The 17,012-nt window shown below is 48.3% G+C and carries 21 protein-coding genes; 14 read left to right on the forward strand and 7 right to left on the reverse strand.

Annotation, left to right across the window (positions count from 1 at the left end; all coding sequences use genetic code 11):
* Positions 1–561: 561 nt before the first annotated feature.
* The gene (locus ACJ2PR_RS22270) at positions 562–843 is read left to right on the forward strand and encodes a hypothetical protein (protein WP_446878592.1); all 282 of its coding nucleotides are present in this window, start codon (positions 562–564) and stop codon (positions 841–843) included.
* 24 nt (positions 844–867) lie between these two features.
* Here the strand turns inward: ACJ2PR_RS22270 and ACJ2PR_RS22275 are convergent, their stop codons facing one another.
* Positions 868–1,275 (reverse strand): hypothetical protein, encoded by a 408-nt coding sequence (locus tag ACJ2PR_RS22275; RefSeq protein WP_446878593.1) that lies wholly within the window; start codon positions 1,273–1,275, stop codon positions 868–870.
* Between the two features lie 129 nt (positions 1,276–1,404).
* Here ACJ2PR_RS22275 and glyQ point away from each other — a divergent pair, with 129 nt between their 5' ends.
* Complete coding sequence (gene glyQ / locus ACJ2PR_RS22280; RefSeq protein ID WP_446878594.1) at positions 1,405–2,274, forward strand: glycine--tRNA ligase subunit alpha; 870 nt, start codon at positions 1,405–1,407, stop codon at positions 2,272–2,274.
* 4 nt (positions 2,275–2,278) lie between these two features.
* On the opposite strand, the gene ACJ2PR_RS22285 is transcribed toward glyQ, so the two are convergent.
* From ACJ2PR_RS22285 to ACJ2PR_RS22295, 3 genes are all read right to left on the reverse strand, one after another.
* Positions 2,279–2,491 (reverse strand): hypothetical protein, encoded by a 213-nt coding sequence (locus ACJ2PR_RS22285; RefSeq protein ID WP_446878623.1) that lies wholly within the window; start codon positions 2,489–2,491, stop codon positions 2,279–2,281.
* Entirely contained in the window at positions 2,466–2,819 is a 354-nt protein-coding gene (locus ACJ2PR_RS22290; protein ID WP_446878595.1) for an SDR family oxidoreductase, read from the reverse strand. The genes ACJ2PR_RS22285 and ACJ2PR_RS22290 overlap by 26 nt, the downstream gene beginning before the upstream one ends.
* Positions 2,820–3,039: 220 nt before the next feature.
* Positions 3,040–3,447 (reverse strand): SDR family NAD(P)-dependent oxidoreductase, encoded by a 408-nt coding sequence (locus ACJ2PR_RS22295; protein WP_446878596.1) that lies wholly within the window; start codon positions 3,445–3,447, stop codon positions 3,040–3,042.
* 184 nt (positions 3,448–3,631) lie between these two features.
* Here ACJ2PR_RS22295 and ACJ2PR_RS22300 point away from each other — a divergent pair, with 184 nt between their 5' ends.
* From ACJ2PR_RS22300 to ACJ2PR_RS22310, 3 genes are all read left to right on the forward strand, one after another.
* Complete coding sequence (locus ACJ2PR_RS22300; protein WP_446862346.1) at positions 3,632–4,033, forward strand: Npun_F0494 family protein; 402 nt, start codon at positions 3,632–3,634, stop codon at positions 4,031–4,033.
* A 149-nt stretch (positions 4,034–4,182) separates the two neighbouring features.
* Positions 4,183–5,646, forward strand: coding sequence for a cobyric acid synthase CobQ (cobQ, locus tag ACJ2PR_RS22305; RefSeq protein WP_446869550.1), 1,464 nt, complete (start codon positions 4,183–4,185; stop codon positions 5,644–5,646).
* Between the two features lie 330 nt (positions 5,647–5,976).
* On the forward strand, positions 5,977–6,216 hold the full coding sequence (locus ACJ2PR_RS22310; protein WP_446862348.1) for a 2Fe-2S iron-sulfur cluster-binding protein: 240 nt from the start codon (positions 5,977–5,979) through the stop codon (positions 6,214–6,216).
* 43 nt (positions 6,217–6,259) lie between these two features.
* Here ACJ2PR_RS22310 and ACJ2PR_RS22315 read toward each other — a convergent pair whose 3' ends face one another.
* Positions 6,260–7,087 carry an MBL fold metallo-hydrolase gene (locus tag ACJ2PR_RS22315; RefSeq protein WP_446878597.1) on the reverse strand — a complete coding sequence of 276 codons (828 nt, stop codon included), beginning with the start codon at positions 7,085–7,087 and terminating at the stop codon, positions 6,260–6,262.
* 276 nt (positions 7,088–7,363) lie between these two features.
* Between ACJ2PR_RS22315 and ACJ2PR_RS22320 the strand changes: the two genes are divergently transcribed.
* Positions 7,364–8,068 (forward strand): N-acetylmannosamine-6-phosphate 2-epimerase, encoded by a 705-nt coding sequence (locus ACJ2PR_RS22320; protein WP_446869547.1) that lies wholly within the window; start codon positions 7,364–7,366, stop codon positions 8,066–8,068.
* A gap of 98 nt (positions 8,069–8,166) precedes the next feature.
* Here the strand turns inward: ACJ2PR_RS22320 and sipA are convergent, their stop codons facing one another.
* Entirely contained in the window at positions 8,167–8,382 is a 216-nt protein-coding gene (gene sipA, locus ACJ2PR_RS22325; RefSeq protein ID WP_446869546.1) for a regulatory protein SipA, read from the reverse strand.
* Between the two features lie 319 nt (positions 8,383–8,701).
* Here sipA and ACJ2PR_RS22330 point away from each other — a divergent pair, with 319 nt between their 5' ends.
* The 8 genes from ACJ2PR_RS22330 to ACJ2PR_RS22365 all read left to right on the forward strand — a co-directional run bounded on the left by ACJ2PR_RS22330 (position 8,702) and on the right by ACJ2PR_RS22365 (position 15,952).
* Positions 8,702–9,979 carry an MSMEG_0569 family flavin-dependent oxidoreductase gene (locus ACJ2PR_RS22330; protein ID WP_446878598.1) on the forward strand — a complete coding sequence of 426 codons (1,278 nt, stop codon included), beginning with the start codon at positions 8,702–8,704 and terminating at the stop codon, positions 9,977–9,979.
* Positions 9,980–10,174: 195 nt separating this feature from the next.
* A complete protein-coding gene (locus ACJ2PR_RS22335; protein ID WP_446869544.1) occupies positions 10,175–10,657 on the forward strand; it encodes an MSMEG_0572/Sll0783 family nitrogen starvation response protein in 483 nt (160 codons plus the stop codon).
* A 219-nt stretch (positions 10,658–10,876) separates the two neighbouring features.
* On the forward strand, positions 10,877–11,902 hold the full coding sequence (locus ACJ2PR_RS22340) for a Nit6803 family nitrilase (RefSeq protein WP_446869543.1): 1,026 nt from the start codon (positions 10,877–10,879) through the stop codon (positions 11,900–11,902).
* A gap of 5 nt (positions 11,903–11,907) precedes the next feature.
* A complete protein-coding gene (locus ACJ2PR_RS22345; RefSeq protein WP_446878599.1) occupies positions 11,908–12,996 on the forward strand; it encodes an MSMEG_0568 family radical SAM protein in 1,089 nt (362 codons plus the stop codon).
* Between the two features lie 20 nt (positions 12,997–13,016).
* A complete protein-coding gene (locus tag ACJ2PR_RS22350) occupies positions 13,017–13,511 on the forward strand; it encodes an MSMEG_0567/Sll0786 family nitrogen starvation N-acetyltransferase (RefSeq protein WP_446878600.1) in 495 nt (164 codons plus the stop codon).
* Positions 13,511–14,470, forward strand: coding sequence for a sll0787 family AIR synthase-like protein (locus ACJ2PR_RS22355; protein ID WP_446878601.1), 960 nt, complete (start codon positions 13,511–13,513; stop codon positions 14,468–14,470). The genes ACJ2PR_RS22350 and ACJ2PR_RS22355 overlap by 1 nt, the downstream gene beginning before the upstream one ends.
* A gap of 25 nt (positions 14,471–14,495) precedes the next feature.
* Positions 14,496–15,662 (forward strand): MSMEG_0565 family glycosyltransferase, encoded by a 1,167-nt coding sequence (locus ACJ2PR_RS22360; protein ID WP_446878602.1) that lies wholly within the window; start codon positions 14,496–14,498, stop codon positions 15,660–15,662.
* 2 nt (positions 15,663–15,664) lie between these two features.
* Positions 15,665–15,952, forward strand: a complete 288-nt coding sequence (locus ACJ2PR_RS22365; protein WP_446862359.1) for an MSMEG_0570 family nitrogen starvation response protein — start codon at positions 15,665–15,667, stop codon at positions 15,950–15,952.
* Between the two features lie 74 nt (positions 15,953–16,026).
* On the opposite strand, the gene ACJ2PR_RS22370 is transcribed toward ACJ2PR_RS22365, so the two are convergent.
* Positions 16,027–16,977, reverse strand: a complete 951-nt coding sequence (locus ACJ2PR_RS22370) for a diguanylate cyclase domain-containing protein (RefSeq protein ID WP_446878603.1) — start codon at positions 16,975–16,977, stop codon at positions 16,027–16,029.
* Positions 16,978–17,012 lie beyond the last annotated feature (35 nt).

Genomic DNA, 17,012 nt, shown 5'->3' on the forward strand with positions numbered 1-17,012 from the left:
TTGTTTGTAAACCTGGTTCTACCCTCAATTAGAAAAGATTTGTCAGGCAGTCAGGGTAGCGACTATGGAGCGCAGGTTTTCGATCAGATTGGAGTAGGACGAGAGCGTGAGTCCGTTGCCCAAGTCTAGGGTGGGGCTAATGGATTTCAAGCTAGACAAGCGTTGTTCTGCTTTTTCAAGAACGCGAGAGATTTTTTTGCGTCGTGGCATGGTGAATGCAATTCCTTGTGTAGCTTCTACATAACAGTTGCAATTTAGCTGGTGAGGAAGTTTGTCGCCTTGGGAGAAACTGAGCAAAGTAAAGAAATTTTCAGGTAGACAGGCGCAAAATTTTTGGTGATCTCCCCTACATGCTCATCGCTTCTTCATTCCTGCATCTGATTTTGTAAAGCCAATGTTAAGTCTGCGGCGATCGCTCTCAAACTTTTTTAGACTCCTTTTGAATGAGACTTAGCATCTTCCTTTAAAGCATATAGAAAGAGTTATGTGTCTCTTAGAGTTGCTTAATTTTTTCTTATTGTTAGAAGAGCCACTGCAAGTAGAAATGGAATCCACTTGACTATGGTTTCTTTAGCAGTTAAGAACGATCAATTCACGCTTAACTCAACTGTTCCTGCAATCAGTCTTGATGCGCTTGCCCTCAATGAACATCGAACCCACTCAAGTGCCGTTTTTCGCGTAGCGATGGAGAAAAGTGTTGTTCTAAAGACAGCTTCTTGTGAACTCAGAAACAATCAAACCACCCTAAATCCAGCTTCTCGCCCACTGATGGCAATAGCTACTGAGCAAAGGGGCTATCAAGTTTTCCTAAGTGCGGCTCTTTTAAGTTTTCATGAGATTTGATCCACAAGAACGTTCAGCTTTGGCTTATTGACGATCCCGCCGTAGAGCGATTCTCACACTCGGCTTTGCCAGAAAGTAGATCAAACCAACTGAAGTAATCAGGCTCACGAGTTGAATTAGCCCCACGAAGGATAAACCCAGCAGGCTGGCAAGGAGAATCATGATTTGCACAATCAGACTGCCAAGCCAACTCCAACGCCTAAACTTCAGCATTCCAAACCCTGTCACAACTTGTACAAAGCTCAACAAAGGAAGCATCAAAGATTCACCAATTCCCGCGATAAACAGAGTAAATGCTTGAGGTTGACCCTGGAGATTTGAGGATACGTGGATGACGATCGGAGCAGTGTATAAGAGTCCTAATATTCCAACCGACATTTGGACAAGGGCTGCAACTCGAATACCTTGGGGACGATCGTGAGCGTGAGACATGGCGATGATCTGATGACGGCACAGAATTCATGAAGTCAACTTTAGCCTCAGTTTCTTTTGCTGATTCATCTTCTGTTCTGCCAATTTGAGCGACAATTGACTAGCAAGTAGAGTGGCGGGGAACGTGCGGTGAATTTTCAGACGGTGATTGCGACGCTACATCAGTTTTGGAGCGATCGCGGGTGCTTGATCGTTCAGCCCTACGACACTGAGAAGGGAGCGGGAACTAAAAGTCCGCATACGTTTTTGAGGGCGATCGGCCCAGAACCCTGGTCAGTGGCTTATGTAGAACCGTGTCGTCGTCCAGGAGATGGGCGGTATGGAGAAAATCCAAATCGAGTGCAGCATTATTATCAGTACCAAGTGCTAATCAAACCGTCGCCAGACAATATTCAAGAGATTTATCTAGATTCGCTGAAGGCGTTAGGCATTCGCCCGGAGGATCACGATATTCGATTTGTCGAGGATAACTGGGAAGACGCAGCGGTCGGGGCGTGGGGAGTTGGTTGGGAAGTCTGGCTTGATGGAATGGAGGTAACCCAGTTCACGTATTTTCAGCAGTGCGGGGGGATTGATTGCCGCCCAGTGTCGATCGAAATCACCTATGGGCTGGAGCGGTTGACCATGTATTTGCAAAATGTGAACTCTATTTTTGAGATTCAGTGGAACGCTCGTCTCACGTATGGAGATGTCCACTTGCAAGGAGAAATCGAAAGCTCGACTTACAATTTTGAAGCTTCTAATCCAGATTTGCTGTTTACGCTGTTTAAACTCTGTGAGCAAGAAGCAGAACAGTTGATGCAGAAAAAATTGGTGCTGCCTGCGTTCGATCAGGTGCTGAAATGTTCTCACACGTTTAACCTGTTGGATGCGCGAGGAGTCATATCGGTAACGGAGCGGGCGCGATATATCGGCAGGATTCGAGGATTGGCGCGGCAGGTCGCACAACTCTATCTAAAGCAACGTGAAGCGCTTGAGTTTCCTTTGTTGAAGCGTTAGAAAGTTATGCAGTCGCGCGATCGACATAGAACCGACTGAACTCTGAACCAGAACGACTAATTAAAGGAACGTCGGTAACTTGTTCAAGCTGGGCGGTTCTGAATTGCCATGAAAACTGGTGCTGTAGGCAAGAAGATGAGTACGATCGCCGCCCGTGTGCCTTGTAATGTACTTTGTGATGTAACTGTTGGCTAGATTGCAGCAGAGCGGACTTCATCAATTTTGATCGTCGTCCCTGAGATGAATTTTGCATCGTCAGAGATGAGAAATGCGACAATTTTAGCGAATTCAGCGTAGGTCGCCGGACGACCCCACATTAAGTCAGACGGAACGTTCCAGCCTGCTAACTCATCCATTGAATCGGCTACAAAAAAAGGCGCAACGGAGATCATACGAATACGATCGCGGCGATACCGCATTGCGTACATTTTAGTGAATCCCTCCATCGCCGCCCTCAGCGTTCCACTAAACGGAGTAGCCAGGTTTGGTTCTTGAGAATCGCAGGCAGAGATGTTGACAATCACACCACCTCCAATTTGTTGCATCGGTTCTTTGACGACTCCCCGTCCTGAAGTTCGGGGATTCTTGGATCATCGGGAGTCCTGCGACTTTACCCTCACCAAAATTCACTGCGATGCGCCCCACCGCTGTATCAATAGAGAAAATTCTTGCTGCTCCCTAGGAGCCAAAACTTTCTCAGGCATTACCACCCCTTGCGAGACAGGTTCCTCCGCTCAAGGCGTGAGCCTCTGCCTGTGTTGTGGACTAGCACAAGCATACCAAAGTCGCCCTAAAAGTGCGAGGCTTGTATCCCATTTTCTTGGTCACCAATCTTGCCAACCGCACCACGCTAAGAAACAACATCTCAAAATTTTCGAGCCACAGTTCATCCGAGATCGAGAGCAAGTCAGGTCGAGACGGATCGCCAAAACTGTTGACAACAGCATCAATTCGACCAAACTGAGTCAACGTTGACTTTACCAATCGCTGCAAATCTTCAAGGTTAGCAATCGATCCCTGAGTCCCCACTCCGCCCAACTCCTCAGCCAAGTCGAGAACGCCCATTGATCGGGCCATTAGCGAAACTCGATAGCCCTGCTTTGCCAACTCCCGCGCACATCCTGCCCCAATCCCACGACTGCTGCCCGTCACGATCGCCACCTTCTGATCCATCACACTTTAGAAATACAATCCCTTAACTGTACTCATAACGAATATGATCTGATGAATTTGATAGCTTACGATCGCGCTTTACGCATCCCCCGATGTGACAGTGTTGATGAAGATGACTAAGATAGATTGAGATCAGCTAATCATCTCGATTCAAACTTTTCTGCCTCCTTGTGCGAATTGCGTCATGACATTCACTCCTTCGTCCTCTATTGACTATCCTCAAAGCACGCTTGACCGTGCCGATCGTGCCGTCCGATGTGCCCCATTTCGGCTCAAATTGTACGCTTCGATGATGACCCACAGCATTTCACTGCCCACGATCGCAGGCACGAGCGGACTACAACAGCAATACACCAAACGCCCCCTCACCGAACTGATCGCCGAAAGCGAGCTTCTTTGGCTGATTCAGGTGGGTCTGCTACGAAGAGAGGTAGACGGTCAGGGCTTAACCGATAGTTTTCGGCTGACTCCCCTCGGTCGGCAACTCGTCAACCACTGGCAAACCGCTGGCGGCGCAAATCTTCAGCCCAGTTTGAGCGATCGCTTCTACAATGCAGTCAGTCGTTGGCTCCGCGTACCCTTTTAACTAGGGAGGAGAGAGGAGGGATGAAATGTTTTTGTAGTCTCTGGTGTTGAGATTCGAGTCAAGCAATCTAAACTCCAACTAATCCTTCCCCTTTCCTCCCTCATCCCTCATCCCTCATCCCTTCTCTCCCCCCGTCTCAGAGGTTCTCAATGAAATCAATTATGGTCGTCGGGACAACTTCCCACGCAGGAAAGTCGATGATTACGGCGGCGCTTTGTCGAATTTTGGCACGGCGCGGGTGGCGAGTGGCTCCCTTTAAAGGGCAAAACATGGCACTCAATTCCTACGTGACGGCAAATGGGGGCGAGATTGGCTATGCACAAGCAGTGCAGGCGTGGGCTGCGGGTGTGGTGCCCTGGGTCGAGATGAATCCAATTTTGCTCAAGCCCCAAGGAGACATGACTTCGCAGGTGATTTTGAAGGGCAGGGTCATTGGTAAAGTGGGAGCGGCTGAATATTACGAACAGTTTTTTGAGGCGGGATGGCAGGCGATCGAAGAATCCCTCCGGCGACTGGGCGAAGAATTTGATTTAGTGATTTGCGAAGGGGCAGGCAGTCCGGCAGAAATCAATCTCAAGCATCGCGATCTAACTAATATGAGGGTCGCTAAACACTTGAATGCGCCAACGTTGCTGGTCGTAGACATCGATCGCGGTGGCGCTTTCGCACACGTCGTCGGCACTTTGGAATTGCTTGATCCAGACGAACGATCGCTAATCAAAGGCATCGTGATCAATAAGTTTCGGGGACAGCGATCGCTGCTTCAGTCTGGAATTGATTGGCTCCAAGAACGCACGGGTATTCCGGTCGTGGGTGTGATTCCCTGGCTCGAAAATGCGTTTCCGGCAGAAGATTCACTGAGCTTGCTTGATCGTCAAGCCAACACCAAAGGAGAAATTACGATCGGGGTGATTCGGCTGCCGCGCATTTCTAACTTTACTGACTTTGATCCGCTCGAAGCTGAACCGACCGTCAATGTGAAATATATTCACCCCAAGCAAGGGCTGGGTCACCCAGACGCGGTGATTATTCCAGGCTCCAAGACGACGATCGCGGATCTGATTGCACTACACAAAGCAGGCATGACCGAAGAAATCCAAAACTACGTCGCCGCTGGAGGAACCATTCTCGGCATCTGTGGCGGCTATCAAATGATGGGTAAAATTCTCGCCGACCCTGAAGGCATTGAAGGGCAAGAAGGTCGTTATCGAGGATTGGGGCTATTGCCACTCAAGACCGTAATTGCAGGTCAAAAAGTCGCCCGTCAGCGCAATGTCACTTCTAACTTTCCGCAGGAAGGGCTACCCGTTTCGGGCTACGAGATTCACCAGGGAAGGACGCGGCTAATCGAGCCAGAAGGCACTCAGTTTCTCTTTGACGATCAGAATTTAGGTTTGGTAGATGAATCGCAATCAGTTTGGGGCACCTACCTGCACGGCATTTTTGACAACGGGCCGTGGCGACGTGCCTGGCTCAATCGGCTTCGTCAACAACGCGGATTAGGCTCACTGCCGACAGGAGTCGCCAACTATCGAGAACAGAGAGAACTCATGCTAGATCAACTTGCAGATGCGATCGAGCCTCATCTCGACTTAAAGCCAGTGTTATCGTAGAAAGCTGAGCGTTGGACGCTAGACATTAGACGTTAGACCCATTCTCTGTAAAGTTTCACGTCTTTTGATCTCCCTACCTCCTTTAAAGAGAGGGAAAAATCAAAGAGTCTGGTTCCTCGTAGACGTTAGGACGTTAGACAGTAGACTTCTTAATTAAGTCCAACGTCTAAAGTCTTCTCCCATCCAAAAAACAAGCGCAACCCCAACTCAGTGAAGTGCGCTCTAGTCCCTAACCCTTTCGGTGCAACGTACCCGTTTGTCCTTGTCTTATACACTAAGGGCTGATCCTCAAAAAACTTAACTTCGTTTAGATATTTTTTAGATTTTGCCATGAGCGTTAGCATCCGATTTCTACCTGATGATGTAACGATCGCCGCCGAGCCGGGTGAACCTTTGCTCAAAGTGGCCGAACGGGCTGGCATTTCAATTCCGACGGGGTGCTTGATGGGGTCTTGTCACGCCTGTGAAGTCGAGATCGATGACGAAGAAACCGTTTGTAGCTGTATCTCATCAGTGCCTCCCGGACGATCGAGCCTCACCATCAATTTATTCTCAGATCCGACCTGGTAATGTGAGTTAGACGATGGATGTTTGGGGTGCGATCGCCTGAGTGTTATTTAAGTCGTCCTTGAGGCAGCAGTGACATCATTTTTTGGCAACCACGCAGCGTTTCGAGACGGGCAAAATCAAAAACCTGACCCCGTTTGACAAATCCACAAAACCCATCTTTTTGAGCGTTAGGCAGTTTGCCACGCTGATAATGATAGAGCCACATTTTGTTTTTAATCGCTGTTGGCAAAGTAACCAAATCTTCGTAATGGGCGTGAACGGTACTCTTGAAGGGAGACGTTTCGCAATCGTGAAAGATGATGTCAGCTTGATCAAGATAATCACCAATCACATCAGGACAAAACTGAGAATCTGTAGTCAGAAAAACTTTAGTGCGATCGACTTCAAAAAACAAACCATAGCTAGGAACGATCGTCTTTTTGCCTCGAATATGAATCGTTGGCACCAGATCAAAGCGCGTTTTCTCCCAAAAGAAATAGCTGCTCGACTGCACTTTCTGCACGTCAAAATAAGTGTCTAAGGTCGCCGTATCTCCTTGAATCGATCGCATTCCTCCTGATAATGTGTGTTCCCAGAGATCATCAGCCAGTTCTTCGCTGAGATAAAGTCTAGGCGTGGGACACCGCGCATCAAATTTAGTACTAAAGCCGACGTACTCTAATCCGCCAACATGATCGCCGTGCAAATGACTAATATAAATGTCTGTAATATCTTGATGAGAATAGGCTAAAGCATGAAGAGAAAATCGAATATCTGAACCACAATCGATTAAAAGTTTGTTGTTGCGCTCATCTACCAGGAGCATGTTTGACTGATAGTTGTCTGCTCCAATGGTGAAGGCAGACCCTGATCCGAGAAAGATTAGCTTCATTGCTTACAAGGTTTTTGGGACGGCTGGCGCTAGAGAGAGGTGAGCCTGGTTTGACCGGGGTTGGCAAAAAGGCTGGTAGATGAGACCCTTGATCAGACTACAACGGCACCCCCATAAAATTCCCTATCGTTCTTTTCAAATAACAGACTGAAATGAATGACTCACTTGTGACTGACTTTTGAGAAGACGATCTCTTTGAGCTAACCGCAAGGGGGCGCTGCCCATTCTAGGTCGCTCTGTTGCTATCATGCTTTCGATCGACCCTGAATAAATTTTATGAGTAATTTTTCTAGTGTAATTCACAGCCTGGGCGGATTAGTGATTTCTTGTCAGGCTCCAGCAGACTCGCCGATGCATGAACCGATCGTGATTGCAGCAATGGCGCAAGCTTCGGTTAATCAAGGAGCGGCTGGGGTGCGAATCGATACTCCGGCTCACGTTGCAGCAGTCAGGCAGCGTGTCTCCCGTCCGATTATTGGATTGTGGAAGCAGGTAATTCCAGGATTTGAAGTTTATATCACGCCTCAGTTTGACCATGCCCAAGCGATCGCTCAAGCGGGTGCCGATGTGATCGCGATCGATGCCACATTGCGCGATCGTCCAGATGGTGAAACCATTACAGAACTGATTCAACGCATTCACAGCGAATTAGAGAAACCCGTGATGGCGGATGTGGATAGTCTGGAGGCGGCGATCGCTGCCGTCAAAGCAGGTGCCGATATGGTGGGGACGACGCTCTATGGCTACACATCCCAGACGAAACATCTAACGCCTCCAGGGTTTGATTTATTGGAGCAGATGGTTAAAGAGTTAGACGTTCCGATTATCTGTGAGGGGGGGATTGCGTCGGCTGAGATGGCCAGGAAAGCGATCGAGCTAGGAGCATTTTCGGTGGTTGTCGGAACGGCGATTACAGGGATCGATTTGCAGGTGAAGGCGTATCGATCAAAGGTGTTTCATATCAGTGAACGGCTCAGTTAAACCGAAGAAGGGAGAATCTGGATACAGCGTTTTAGCTTGTGCAGATTTTGTTCTCATAGCTGCAAATTAATTCACCCAGTTTATTAAATCCATGAGCCTTAGCAGCCTTCCAGGTATTGGCTGTCGAGTAGATAAGTGCCTCTAGCAAACCGCACCGCCCAATAGTTACCAGGACGACGATCGACTACAATTCCTTCTTCACCTAAAGCAATCACATTTGGAGGACGCAGCATCGGCATCGGGTCGGCTGTTTTTACAAAAGACGGCAAGATCAGGACGCGAACTTTGTCACCGACGGTAAATTCTTTGGACATATAAACCTAAAGGAGGGATGAGGGATGAGGGATGAGGGATGAGGGATGAAAAAAATACTTCTATTGGTTTTGGGGTGTCAACATCTTTCACTTTGTTCTGGACGGACTGCTGTAATCTGATCGTGGCAAAATTAGCAGCGTTCTGCACGTTCTGTGACCTATCGATTTAGATGAGGGACGATCGCACTTCTCCAAAATTCTCTAGCGTTCGATCGTAAGTCCTGCCCATAGTATCAGACTTGAAACTTTCGTAGTCGGAAATACAAACCTCTCGCTTCATCAGCGCGTACTCTGGCAGCACCGATATCCAAATTTGCCCATGAAAACGCACTATTCTGTACTGGTTGTCGGCGGGGGTCAGGCGGGATTGTCAATGAGCTATTGCCTAAAGGAGCGAGGCGTTGATCATCTTGTCTTTGAGAAAAATCAGATTGGACATGAGTGGCGATCGCGCCGTTGGGATGCGTTTTGTCTCGTGACTCCCAATTGGCAATGCAAGCTTCCGGGCTATCCTTACGCAGGCGACGATCCCGATGGGTTTATGCAAAAGGATCAGATTGTTCAATATCTAGAAAGTTATGCGGCATTCTTTAATCCCCCTGTCAAAGAGGGAGTGATGGTCTCCAAAATTTGGCAAAGTGAGGCTCATTTTGAATTGACGACGACGATCGGAGACTTTACCGCAGATCAAGTGGTTATTGCAGCAGGCAGCTACCATATTCCTAAAGTGCCAAAAATTGCCGAACGGCTGCCTCAAGACATTGTACAAATTCATTCATCTACTTACAAAAATCCGGAGTCTTTACCTGACAAAGCCATTCTCATCGTGGGCACCGGACAGTCAGGCTGTCAAATTGCCGAAGACTTGCATTTAGCAGGTAAACAAGTGCATTTGTGTGTCGGAGGTGCGCCCCGATCGCCGCGTCGATATCGAGGAAAAGATGTGGTCGAATGGTTAGATGCGATGGGTTACTATGACTTGTCGATCGCCGACCATCCTCAAAAAGAAAAGGTGAGAACAAAAGCCAACCACTATGTCACCGGGCGCGATGGTGGACGTGAAATTGATCTTAGACAGTTTGCTTTAGAAGGAATGCAGCTACATGGACGGTTAAAAACAATTCATCAAGGACAACTAGAGTTTTGGTCTGACTTACAACACAATTTAGATCAAGCTGATGCAGTTGCAGAAAGCATTAAACAATCAATTGATGGCTTTATTGAAAAGCAGCAAATTCAGGCACCGATAGATCCTCCTTACACACCCGTTTGGCAGCCTCAAATAGAAGATTTAACCCTCAATTGCAAACAAGCTAATATTGGAGCGGTGGTCTGGTGTACAGGCTATCAAACAGACTTTAGCTGGATTGAAGTTCCGGTCTTTGATGGCAAGGGTTATCCGGGACATGAGCGAGGCGTAACTAGCATTCGAGGACTGTATTTTTTGGGATTGCCGTGGCTGTATACCTGGGGTTCGGCTCGATTTTCGGGCATCGATCGAGACGCTAACTATCTCGCCGATCGCATTGTCACTAGACAGAGAGTTTCCGATCCGAGTACGTGGAGTGTCGTGAACGAATTTCTGATCGGTTCGTAGTCGTGATGACTGAATGGCAGCTCACCTATTGATTTAGACAGGTTATCTGAGAAGGATTGCGATCGTTCTGACGATTATTCTTTCCATTCCTGGTCATATCGTTAGACCTAATTTTTTCGTATTCCCAGATACAAAGTTTTGTTTGAATCAGCCATTAATCTTGCATCACAATCAGTTTGTTAGAGATGAGGGAATATGCCTGAAGTAACGACTCCTGCCCATCAAGCGGGTGATTTCTTTGTCGACTACGAGGAGAAAGTTTTTCCAGATGTCAAAGCAGAACCGGGCGAGAAGGCGTTAGTGACCTTTCACACAGTGGCATTTGAGGGGTCGATCGGATTTGTCAATCTGCTGCAAGCGACTCGTCTACTGCGTAAAGGGTTTGAAACGTCGATTTTGCTATACGGTCCGGGGGTGACTTTGGGCGTACAGCGTGGCTTTCCCAAGATTGGCGACGAAGCGTTTCCGGGACACCAAAACTTCAACAATCAACTCAGCAAATTCATGTCTGAAGGTGGCAAAGTCTACGCCTGTCGCTTTGCTTTGCAAGCACTTTATGGTCACGGTGAACCTTCATTGATTGAGGGGATTCGTCCAATTAGTCCGCTTGATGTCTTGGATCTGGTGTTGTTGCATCGCAAAGATGGCGCGTTTATTTTGGACACCTGGACACTGTAAAAACCTCAAGCTTGGTCGAAAATCTCCACCGAAAATCTTCACTTGGTTTCAGATTCGGGTGCCCCCTAAATTTCTCACGAGTAGAGGACTTTGAATCTAGTTCCTGCTGACCACTTTGAACCAAAATTCTTGTCTTAAAGTCGCCCAATAAGGGGGGGTGGGGGGCAGAAGCGCTAGACGACACGAGAAACCCGATCGAGACGTTAATGAGGCGTGAATATGTTACCCATTGTCCGAGCGGCGGCGGTGCAGATCAGTCCTGTGTTGTTTAGTCGAGAAGGAACGATCGAGAAGGTATTGAATGCGATCGACGATGCCGCCAAACAGGGCGTACAGTTGATTGTTTTTCCCGAAACGGTTGTTCCTTACTATCCTTACTTTTCCTTCGTTCAGCCTCCGGTTTTGATGGGCAAAGAACACATGCGGCTTTATCAAGAAGCGGTAGAAGTTCCGAGTGTGACAACGGAGGCGGTAAGTCGGGCGGCGCGATCGCATCAGATGGTTGTCGTTTTGGGCGTAACTGAACGAGATAACGGATCGCTCTACAACACACAATTGATTTTTGATGCGGATGGTTCTTTGTTGCTCAAACGCCGCAAAATTACGCCCACCTATCACGAGCGGATGGTCTGGGGGCAGGGAGACGGATCAGGGCTAAAAGTGGTGCAAAGTGCGATCGGTAAACTCGGTGCCCTGGCCTGCTGGGAACATTACAATCCGCTGGCTCGATTTGCGCTGATGGCTCAACATGAACAAATTCATTGCGCTCAGTTTCCAGGGTCAATGGTGGGGCAGATTTTTGCAGACCAGATTGAGGTGACGATTCGCCATCATGCGTTAGAAGCGGGGTGTTTTGTAATCAACTCGACAGGCTGGCTGTCTCCAGAGCAAATCGCCCAAGTTACCCCAGATGAAAAGCTGCAAAAAGTGCTGAGTGGGGGCTGCAATACAGCAATCATTAGCCCTGAAGGTGTGCATCTTTGTCCGCCGATCGTCGAGGGAGAAGGCATGGCGATCGCTGACCTCGATTTTTCTCTCATCACAAAACGCAAACGCATGATGGATTCCGTGGGTCACTATGCGCGTCCTGACCTACTTCAACTACAAGTCAACACAGAATTAAGAACGTCGGTTGAAATAGATTCTAGAACAGATTTTCGCGTAAATTCTGATTTCAATCTAACCGGATTAGAAATGCTAGAAGAACGTCTGAACTCTGATCATTCCATCATTCTTGATCAATAAAGTGAATGGATAAACAACAGCTAATTACCAATCTTCAGTCACAGGGATTAAACCTGATCGAGCATGGAATGGGAGCGTCTGGACGCAAAGGCGGCGCAGGGCCCTCGGATCACAAAGCGATCGCGATCGACAATACAACCGTGATGGTTCCCGTCTTCACCAGTGCGGCGGCTCAATCACCCTACAGCGCACGATTTGATGCGTCCACCAAGCAAACCATATTGGAATTGGATGGAGCCGCGATCGCAGCGATTAATTTTCCTTCTCAGCCCAAGTTTTATAGCTTGACAACCGCAGATGGCATTCCCTACTGGAAGATCGCGTTGCTGCACAGCCGAGACGTATTGGCAACCACCGTTTTGCAAACCTGTACACGCTATGGCGATGTCACCACTTCCTGTCAGTTTTGCGCCATTGGTCAATCGTTGTCAGCCGATCGCACGATCGCTCGCAAATCTCCCGCTCAACTCGCAGAAGTCGCAGAAGCCGCCGTTCGACTCGATGGCATTCAGCACATGGTGATGACCACAGGAACGCCCAACACGAGCGATCGGGGAGCCGCCTACCTAACTGAATGTGCCAGAGCGATCAAAAATCGGGTTCATCTACCCATTCAGGCTCAGTGTGAACCTCCGGATGATTTTGTCTGGTTTGGGCGACTGAGGGACGCAGGCGTAGATAGTTTGGGAATGCATTTGGAGGCAGTCAGTGCAGAGGTACGATCGCGGATTATGCCTGGTAAAGCAACGGTGCCGATTGATTACTACTTTGAGGCGTTTGAGGCGGCCGTTCGCGTTTTTGGTTGGGGACAGGTCAGCACTTATTTGTTAGCAGGTTTGGGGGACGATTTGCCGACGCTTTTACAGGCTTGCGATCGACTGATTGCGATCGGTGTTTATCCCTTTGTGGTGCCGTTTGTGCCAATTAGCGGAACGCCTCTCGCGACTCATGCGCCTCCTAGCAGTGAGTTTATGTACAGTCTTTATCAGCAAGTTGGTGGAATGCTCGATCGGGCTGGAATGTCCTCAAAATCAATTAAAGCAGGCTGTGGAAAATGTGGGGCCTGTTCTGCCTTATCGGTTTTTGAATCTTAATTCCAGCAGTTTTTCTAGCAATGTCTTATTTATTCAAACTCGCAATCACACCGTCTGAAGTTACTGCTTATTTTGCCTTGCGTCATGCAATCTTCGTAGCGGAGCAATCCTTATTCTCTGAAAGTGACGTGGATGAGATTGATACGATCGCTCACCCTATCATTGCGCTATCTCAAAGCTCTACATCGTCCATTCTCGGTATCGTTCGTATTTATGAGCCAGAACCTCGACTCTGGTATGGCGGTCGGTTAGGCGTTCATCCAGATCATCGGCGCGTTGGTCGGATTGGTAAAGGCTTGATCCACAAAGCGGTGACAACGGCCAACACCTGGGGCTGTGAGAAATTTTTGGCAACGGTACAGCTACAAAACGTGCGATTTTTTCAACGACTGCACTGGAATTTTCTAGAAGAAATCACCGTCTGCGGACTGCCGCATCACCTGATGGAAGCTGATTTGAGCTACTACCCGCCCACTTCTGATCTGCATCCCGCCCTGTCTCAGGAAGCGTCGTAATGTTAATCGATCTGGTCAAACGGTTACAGAAGTCGATCGGCATTCTACACAAGCAGGACATTCAAGCCGTTTCTTGCCAACTCGCTCACGCCCAATCCTCCTCAAAAGTGCTGTTGGGAGATGACTGCGCCGCCATCTTGGATGGGACAAGCTACCTACTGCTGGCGGCTGAGGGAATCTTACCGTCCCTCGTCGAAACCGAACCCTGGTTTGCAGGCTGGAGTGCTGTGATGGTGAATGTGAGCGACATTTACGCAATGGGAGGACGACCGATCGCCATTGTTGATGCAATTTGGAGTCAGTCTACCGCCCTGAGTATCCCTTTAATTGAGGGAATGAGGGCCGCGTCTCAGGCGTACAATGTGCCGATCGTCGGCGGACATACCAATGCTCACAGTCCTTATGATGCGTTGTCTGTGGCGATTGTGGGGCGAGCGAATCGGTTGATCACGAGTTTTGGGGCGCGATCGGGCGATCGGTTGTTAATGGCGACTAATTTTCGGGGTCAGGCTCATGCTCGATATCCCTTTTGGAATGCGGCAACTAAAGCTGATCCAATGCAGTTGCGGCGAGAGTATGAAATTTTGCCGTTTTTGGCAGAGTCAGATCTGTGTGATGCCGGGAAAGACATTAGCATGGGCGGCATTGTTGGCACGCTGTTAATGCTGCTAGAAACGTCGGGCTGTGGGGCGGTGCTCGATTTGGATGCGATTCCCCATCCGGCTGAGTTGTCGCTAGAAGATTGGCTGGTTTGTTTTCCGAGCTATGGGTTTTTGTTGAGTGTTCGACCAGAGAACGTGGAGGCAGTGCAGGCGCAGTTTCGTCAGCAAGATTTAGTCTGTGAAGTGGTCGGAGAAATCGAGCCGACTCATCATTTAGTGTTGCGATCGGGTAATCAATCCGTTCTGTTTTGGGACTTAGCTAAAGAAAGCCTGACTGGATTCTCTACAAGACAATAAAAGTGAACAGAGATAAGAGGTTGTCATGACTCAGAAATTGCGAATTGCGTTACTCACCTATTCGACAAAGCCACGAGGTAGCGTCATTCATACGTTGGAGTTGGCAGAAGCGCTGCATTCACAGGGACATTACGTTTGTGTGTATGCATTGGATAAGGATGGGTTGGGATTCGACCGCTCCCTTGCCTGTGAGGTTAAATTAGTTCCTGCTCAACCTGCTCCTGACAACATTGATGATTTGATTCATCAGCGCATTCAAGAATTTGTAAATTATCTATTCGCTTCAGGTCAAGTTTATGATTGTTACCATGCTCAAGATTGTATTAGTGCGAATGCGTTATCAATTTTAAGATCGCTCAAAAGAATTCCTCACTTCATTCGTACTGTTCATCATATTGAGGATTACGAAAGTGTCTATCTACAGCGTTGTCAAGATCGATCAATTCGCGATGCTGATCTGTGTTTTTGTGTCAGTCATCGCTGGCAAATTGCGCTTGAGCAAACCTACCAAATTAAGGCGCTTAGAGTAATGAATGGAGTTGATCAAAATCGTTTCTCTCCCATTCCCAATCGTACTGATTTTGCATTAAGACAGCGATTAACCTTACGAGGCAATCCTATTTATCTAACCGTTGGCGGCATCGAACCTCGCAAAAACTCGATCGCTCTTCTCAAGGCATTCATCGAAGTCTTGGCTTCTCATCCCAACGCTCAATTAATTGTGGCAGGGGGAGCCACGCTATTTGATTATCAAGACTATCGCGACGAGTTCTTTGAGCTGGCAGAATTGGCAAATGTGGCCGACGCACTGATTTTCCCCGGCGTAATTTCAGACGTAGAATTACCGGCCCTGTATCGACTGGCTGACGCTTTTGTGTTTCCGTCGGTCAAAGAAGGTTGGGGATTGGTAGTCATGGAAGCGATCGCCTCTGGCATTCCGATCATCACGGCCAATCAGCCTCCATTTACCGAATTTCTCTCGTGCGATCAGGCAATCTTAATCGATCCCCATTCCTCTACAGCGATCGCGCAAGCCATGAAAACAGTGATCCACCCCGAAGTCTCAAAGTCATTAGTACAACAAAGTCGAACGGTCTGCGATCGCTACACCTGGGAAGCTTCTGCAAAACAACATGTTGCCCACTACAATCAGTCACTACAGCTTTGTTCTCCTCAACCGACGGTTTGTTAACCATGCCAGAAATCCGCTTTCAAATCGAACTGCCCGACGGCTCCCAAGAAACCTGCTATTCGCCCTCGCTGATTGTCAAAGAATACTTCACCCCCGGCAGCGAATATGACTTAGAAGATTTCATCACGCGATCGCGCACTGCTTTGAGAATTGCTAGCGATCGAGTCGAAGCAAAATACGGCCGACCCTGCGGTTTAGCCTTGGGACAACTCCAAGAAATCGAAGCAATGGCAGCCCAATTTCAGCACTTACCCCAACCCAAAGTTAAACTAATCGGCTTTGTTGAATAGCAGGTTTGACAACAAGAGCGGAACATCGAAGCCAAAAAACTTACTCGAATTCACATTAAATTCAAAACCGAGCCTCACGCAATCTGTAACGTTGCTTCTGAAATAACAACGCGATCGCGCCCCTGTCTCTTGGCTTGATATAGCGCTCTGTCTGCCACCTCGATCAAAGTTGTCGGCATGGTTTGAGCGGTAGGAATCATTGTTGCAACACCTAAGCTAACGGTCACATAAGGACAAACCTGAGACGCTTGATGCAAAATCTTCAGCGCTTTGATTTGAGAGCAAATGTGGTTAGCAAGATCGGTGACTCCGCTGATTGGCGTGTTAGCCAGCACGATCGCAAACTCTTCTCCTCCATAGCGAGCCATCAGATCGGTAGAGCGCTTTCCTGCCGATCGCAAAACCTGAGCCACTTGCCGCAAACAGCGATCGCCCGCTTGATGCCCATAGGTGTCGTTAAACGCCTTAAAGTAATCGACATCCAACAAAATCAGAGAAAGCGGAAACGGTTCTCGTGTCGATCGCTTCCATTCCTGCTTGAGATGAAGATCAAAGCATCGACGGTTCGCTAATTGGGTCAGATCGTCACGCCAGACAAGATCCTGTAACACTCGATTGGTGGCTTCTAGCTGTTGATGCAGACGGGTTTGCTGAGTTAAGCATCGTAACCGCTGCCGCAAAACTGCCCAATGAATTGGCTTTGTCACATAGTCGCTGGCCCCTACCTCAAAAGCGCGATCGACTGAGATTTGATCGTCTAATCCAGTGATCATCAAAATTGGCGCACGATGGTCTAAAGCGTGAAGTTTGGCACAGCAGGTAAAGCCATCCATCTCACTCATCAGCGCGTCTAGCAAGACTAGATCGGGTTTGAGTTGGCGATAGAGATGAAGACCTTGTTGCCCACTGTCTGCTTCTACAACTTGATAATTCTCCTGCTCAAGCAACTTTCGTAACTGAAGTCGTGTAAAAAGATCGTCATCAATCACCAAAACTAGAAGGGGGTCGCCGTTAGAAAAAGACATAGCGGGCACTCAAAAATAATAAGTCAACCAGATAA

Source organism: Phormidesmis sp. 146-33 (assembly GCF_052939515.1).

Coding starts and splice junctions, on each gene's coding strand:
- ACJ2PR_RS22270 (WP_446878592.1), top strand. CDS start 562: ATGGTTTCTTTAGCAGTTAAGAACGATCAATTCACGCTTAACTCAACT.
- ACJ2PR_RS22275 (WP_446878593.1), bottom strand. CDS start 1,275: ATGTCTCACGCTCACGATCGTCCCCAAGGTATTCGAGTTGCAGCCCTT.
- ACJ2PR_RS22285 (WP_446878623.1), bottom strand. CDS start 2,491: ATGAAGTCCGCTCTGCTGCAATCTAGCCAACAGTTACATCACAAAGTA.
- ACJ2PR_RS22290 (WP_446878595.1), bottom strand. CDS start 2,819: ATGCAACAAATTGGAGGTGGTGTGATTGTCAACATCTCTGCCTGCGAT.
- ACJ2PR_RS22295 (WP_446878596.1), bottom strand. CDS start 3,447: ATGGATCAGAAGGTGGCGATCGTGACGGGCAGCAGTCGTGGGATTGGG.
- ACJ2PR_RS22300 (WP_446862346.1), top strand. CDS start 3,632: ATGACATTCACTCCTTCGTCCTCTATTGACTATCCTCAAAGCACGCTT.
- cobQ (WP_446869550.1), top strand. CDS start 4,183: ATGAAATCAATTATGGTCGTCGGGACAACTTCCCACGCAGGAAAGTCG.
- ACJ2PR_RS22310 (WP_446862348.1), top strand. CDS start 5,977: ATGAGCGTTAGCATCCGATTTCTACCTGATGATGTAACGATCGCCGCC.
- ACJ2PR_RS22315 (WP_446878597.1), bottom strand. CDS start 7,087: ATGAAGCTAATCTTTCTCGGATCAGGGTCTGCCTTCACCATTGGAGCA.
- ACJ2PR_RS22320 (WP_446869547.1), top strand. CDS start 7,364: ATGAGTAATTTTTCTAGTGTAATTCACAGCCTGGGCGGATTAGTGATT.
- sipA (WP_446869546.1), bottom strand. CDS start 8,382: ATGTCCAAAGAATTTACCGTCGGTGACAAAGTTCGCGTCCTGATCTTG.
- ACJ2PR_RS22330 (WP_446878598.1), top strand. CDS start 8,702: ATGAAAACGCACTATTCTGTACTGGTTGTCGGCGGGGGTCAGGCGGGA.
- ACJ2PR_RS22335 (WP_446869544.1), top strand. CDS start 10,175: ATGCCTGAAGTAACGACTCCTGCCCATCAAGCGGGTGATTTCTTTGTC.
- ACJ2PR_RS22340 (WP_446869543.1), top strand. CDS start 10,877: ATGTTACCCATTGTCCGAGCGGCGGCGGTGCAGATCAGTCCTGTGTTG.
- ACJ2PR_RS22345 (WP_446878599.1), top strand. CDS start 11,908: ATGGATAAACAACAGCTAATTACCAATCTTCAGTCACAGGGATTAAAC.
- ACJ2PR_RS22350 (WP_446878600.1), top strand. CDS start 13,017: ATGTCTTATTTATTCAAACTCGCAATCACACCGTCTGAAGTTACTGCT.
- ACJ2PR_RS22355 (WP_446878601.1), top strand. CDS start 13,511: ATGTTAATCGATCTGGTCAAACGGTTACAGAAGTCGATCGGCATTCTA.
- ACJ2PR_RS22360 (WP_446878602.1), top strand. CDS start 14,496: ATGACTCAGAAATTGCGAATTGCGTTACTCACCTATTCGACAAAGCCA.
- ACJ2PR_RS22365 (WP_446862359.1), top strand. CDS start 15,665: ATGCCAGAAATCCGCTTTCAAATCGAACTGCCCGACGGCTCCCAAGAA.
- ACJ2PR_RS22370 (WP_446878603.1), bottom strand. CDS start 16,977: ATGTCTTTTTCTAACGGCGACCCCCTTCTAGTTTTGGTGATTGATGAC.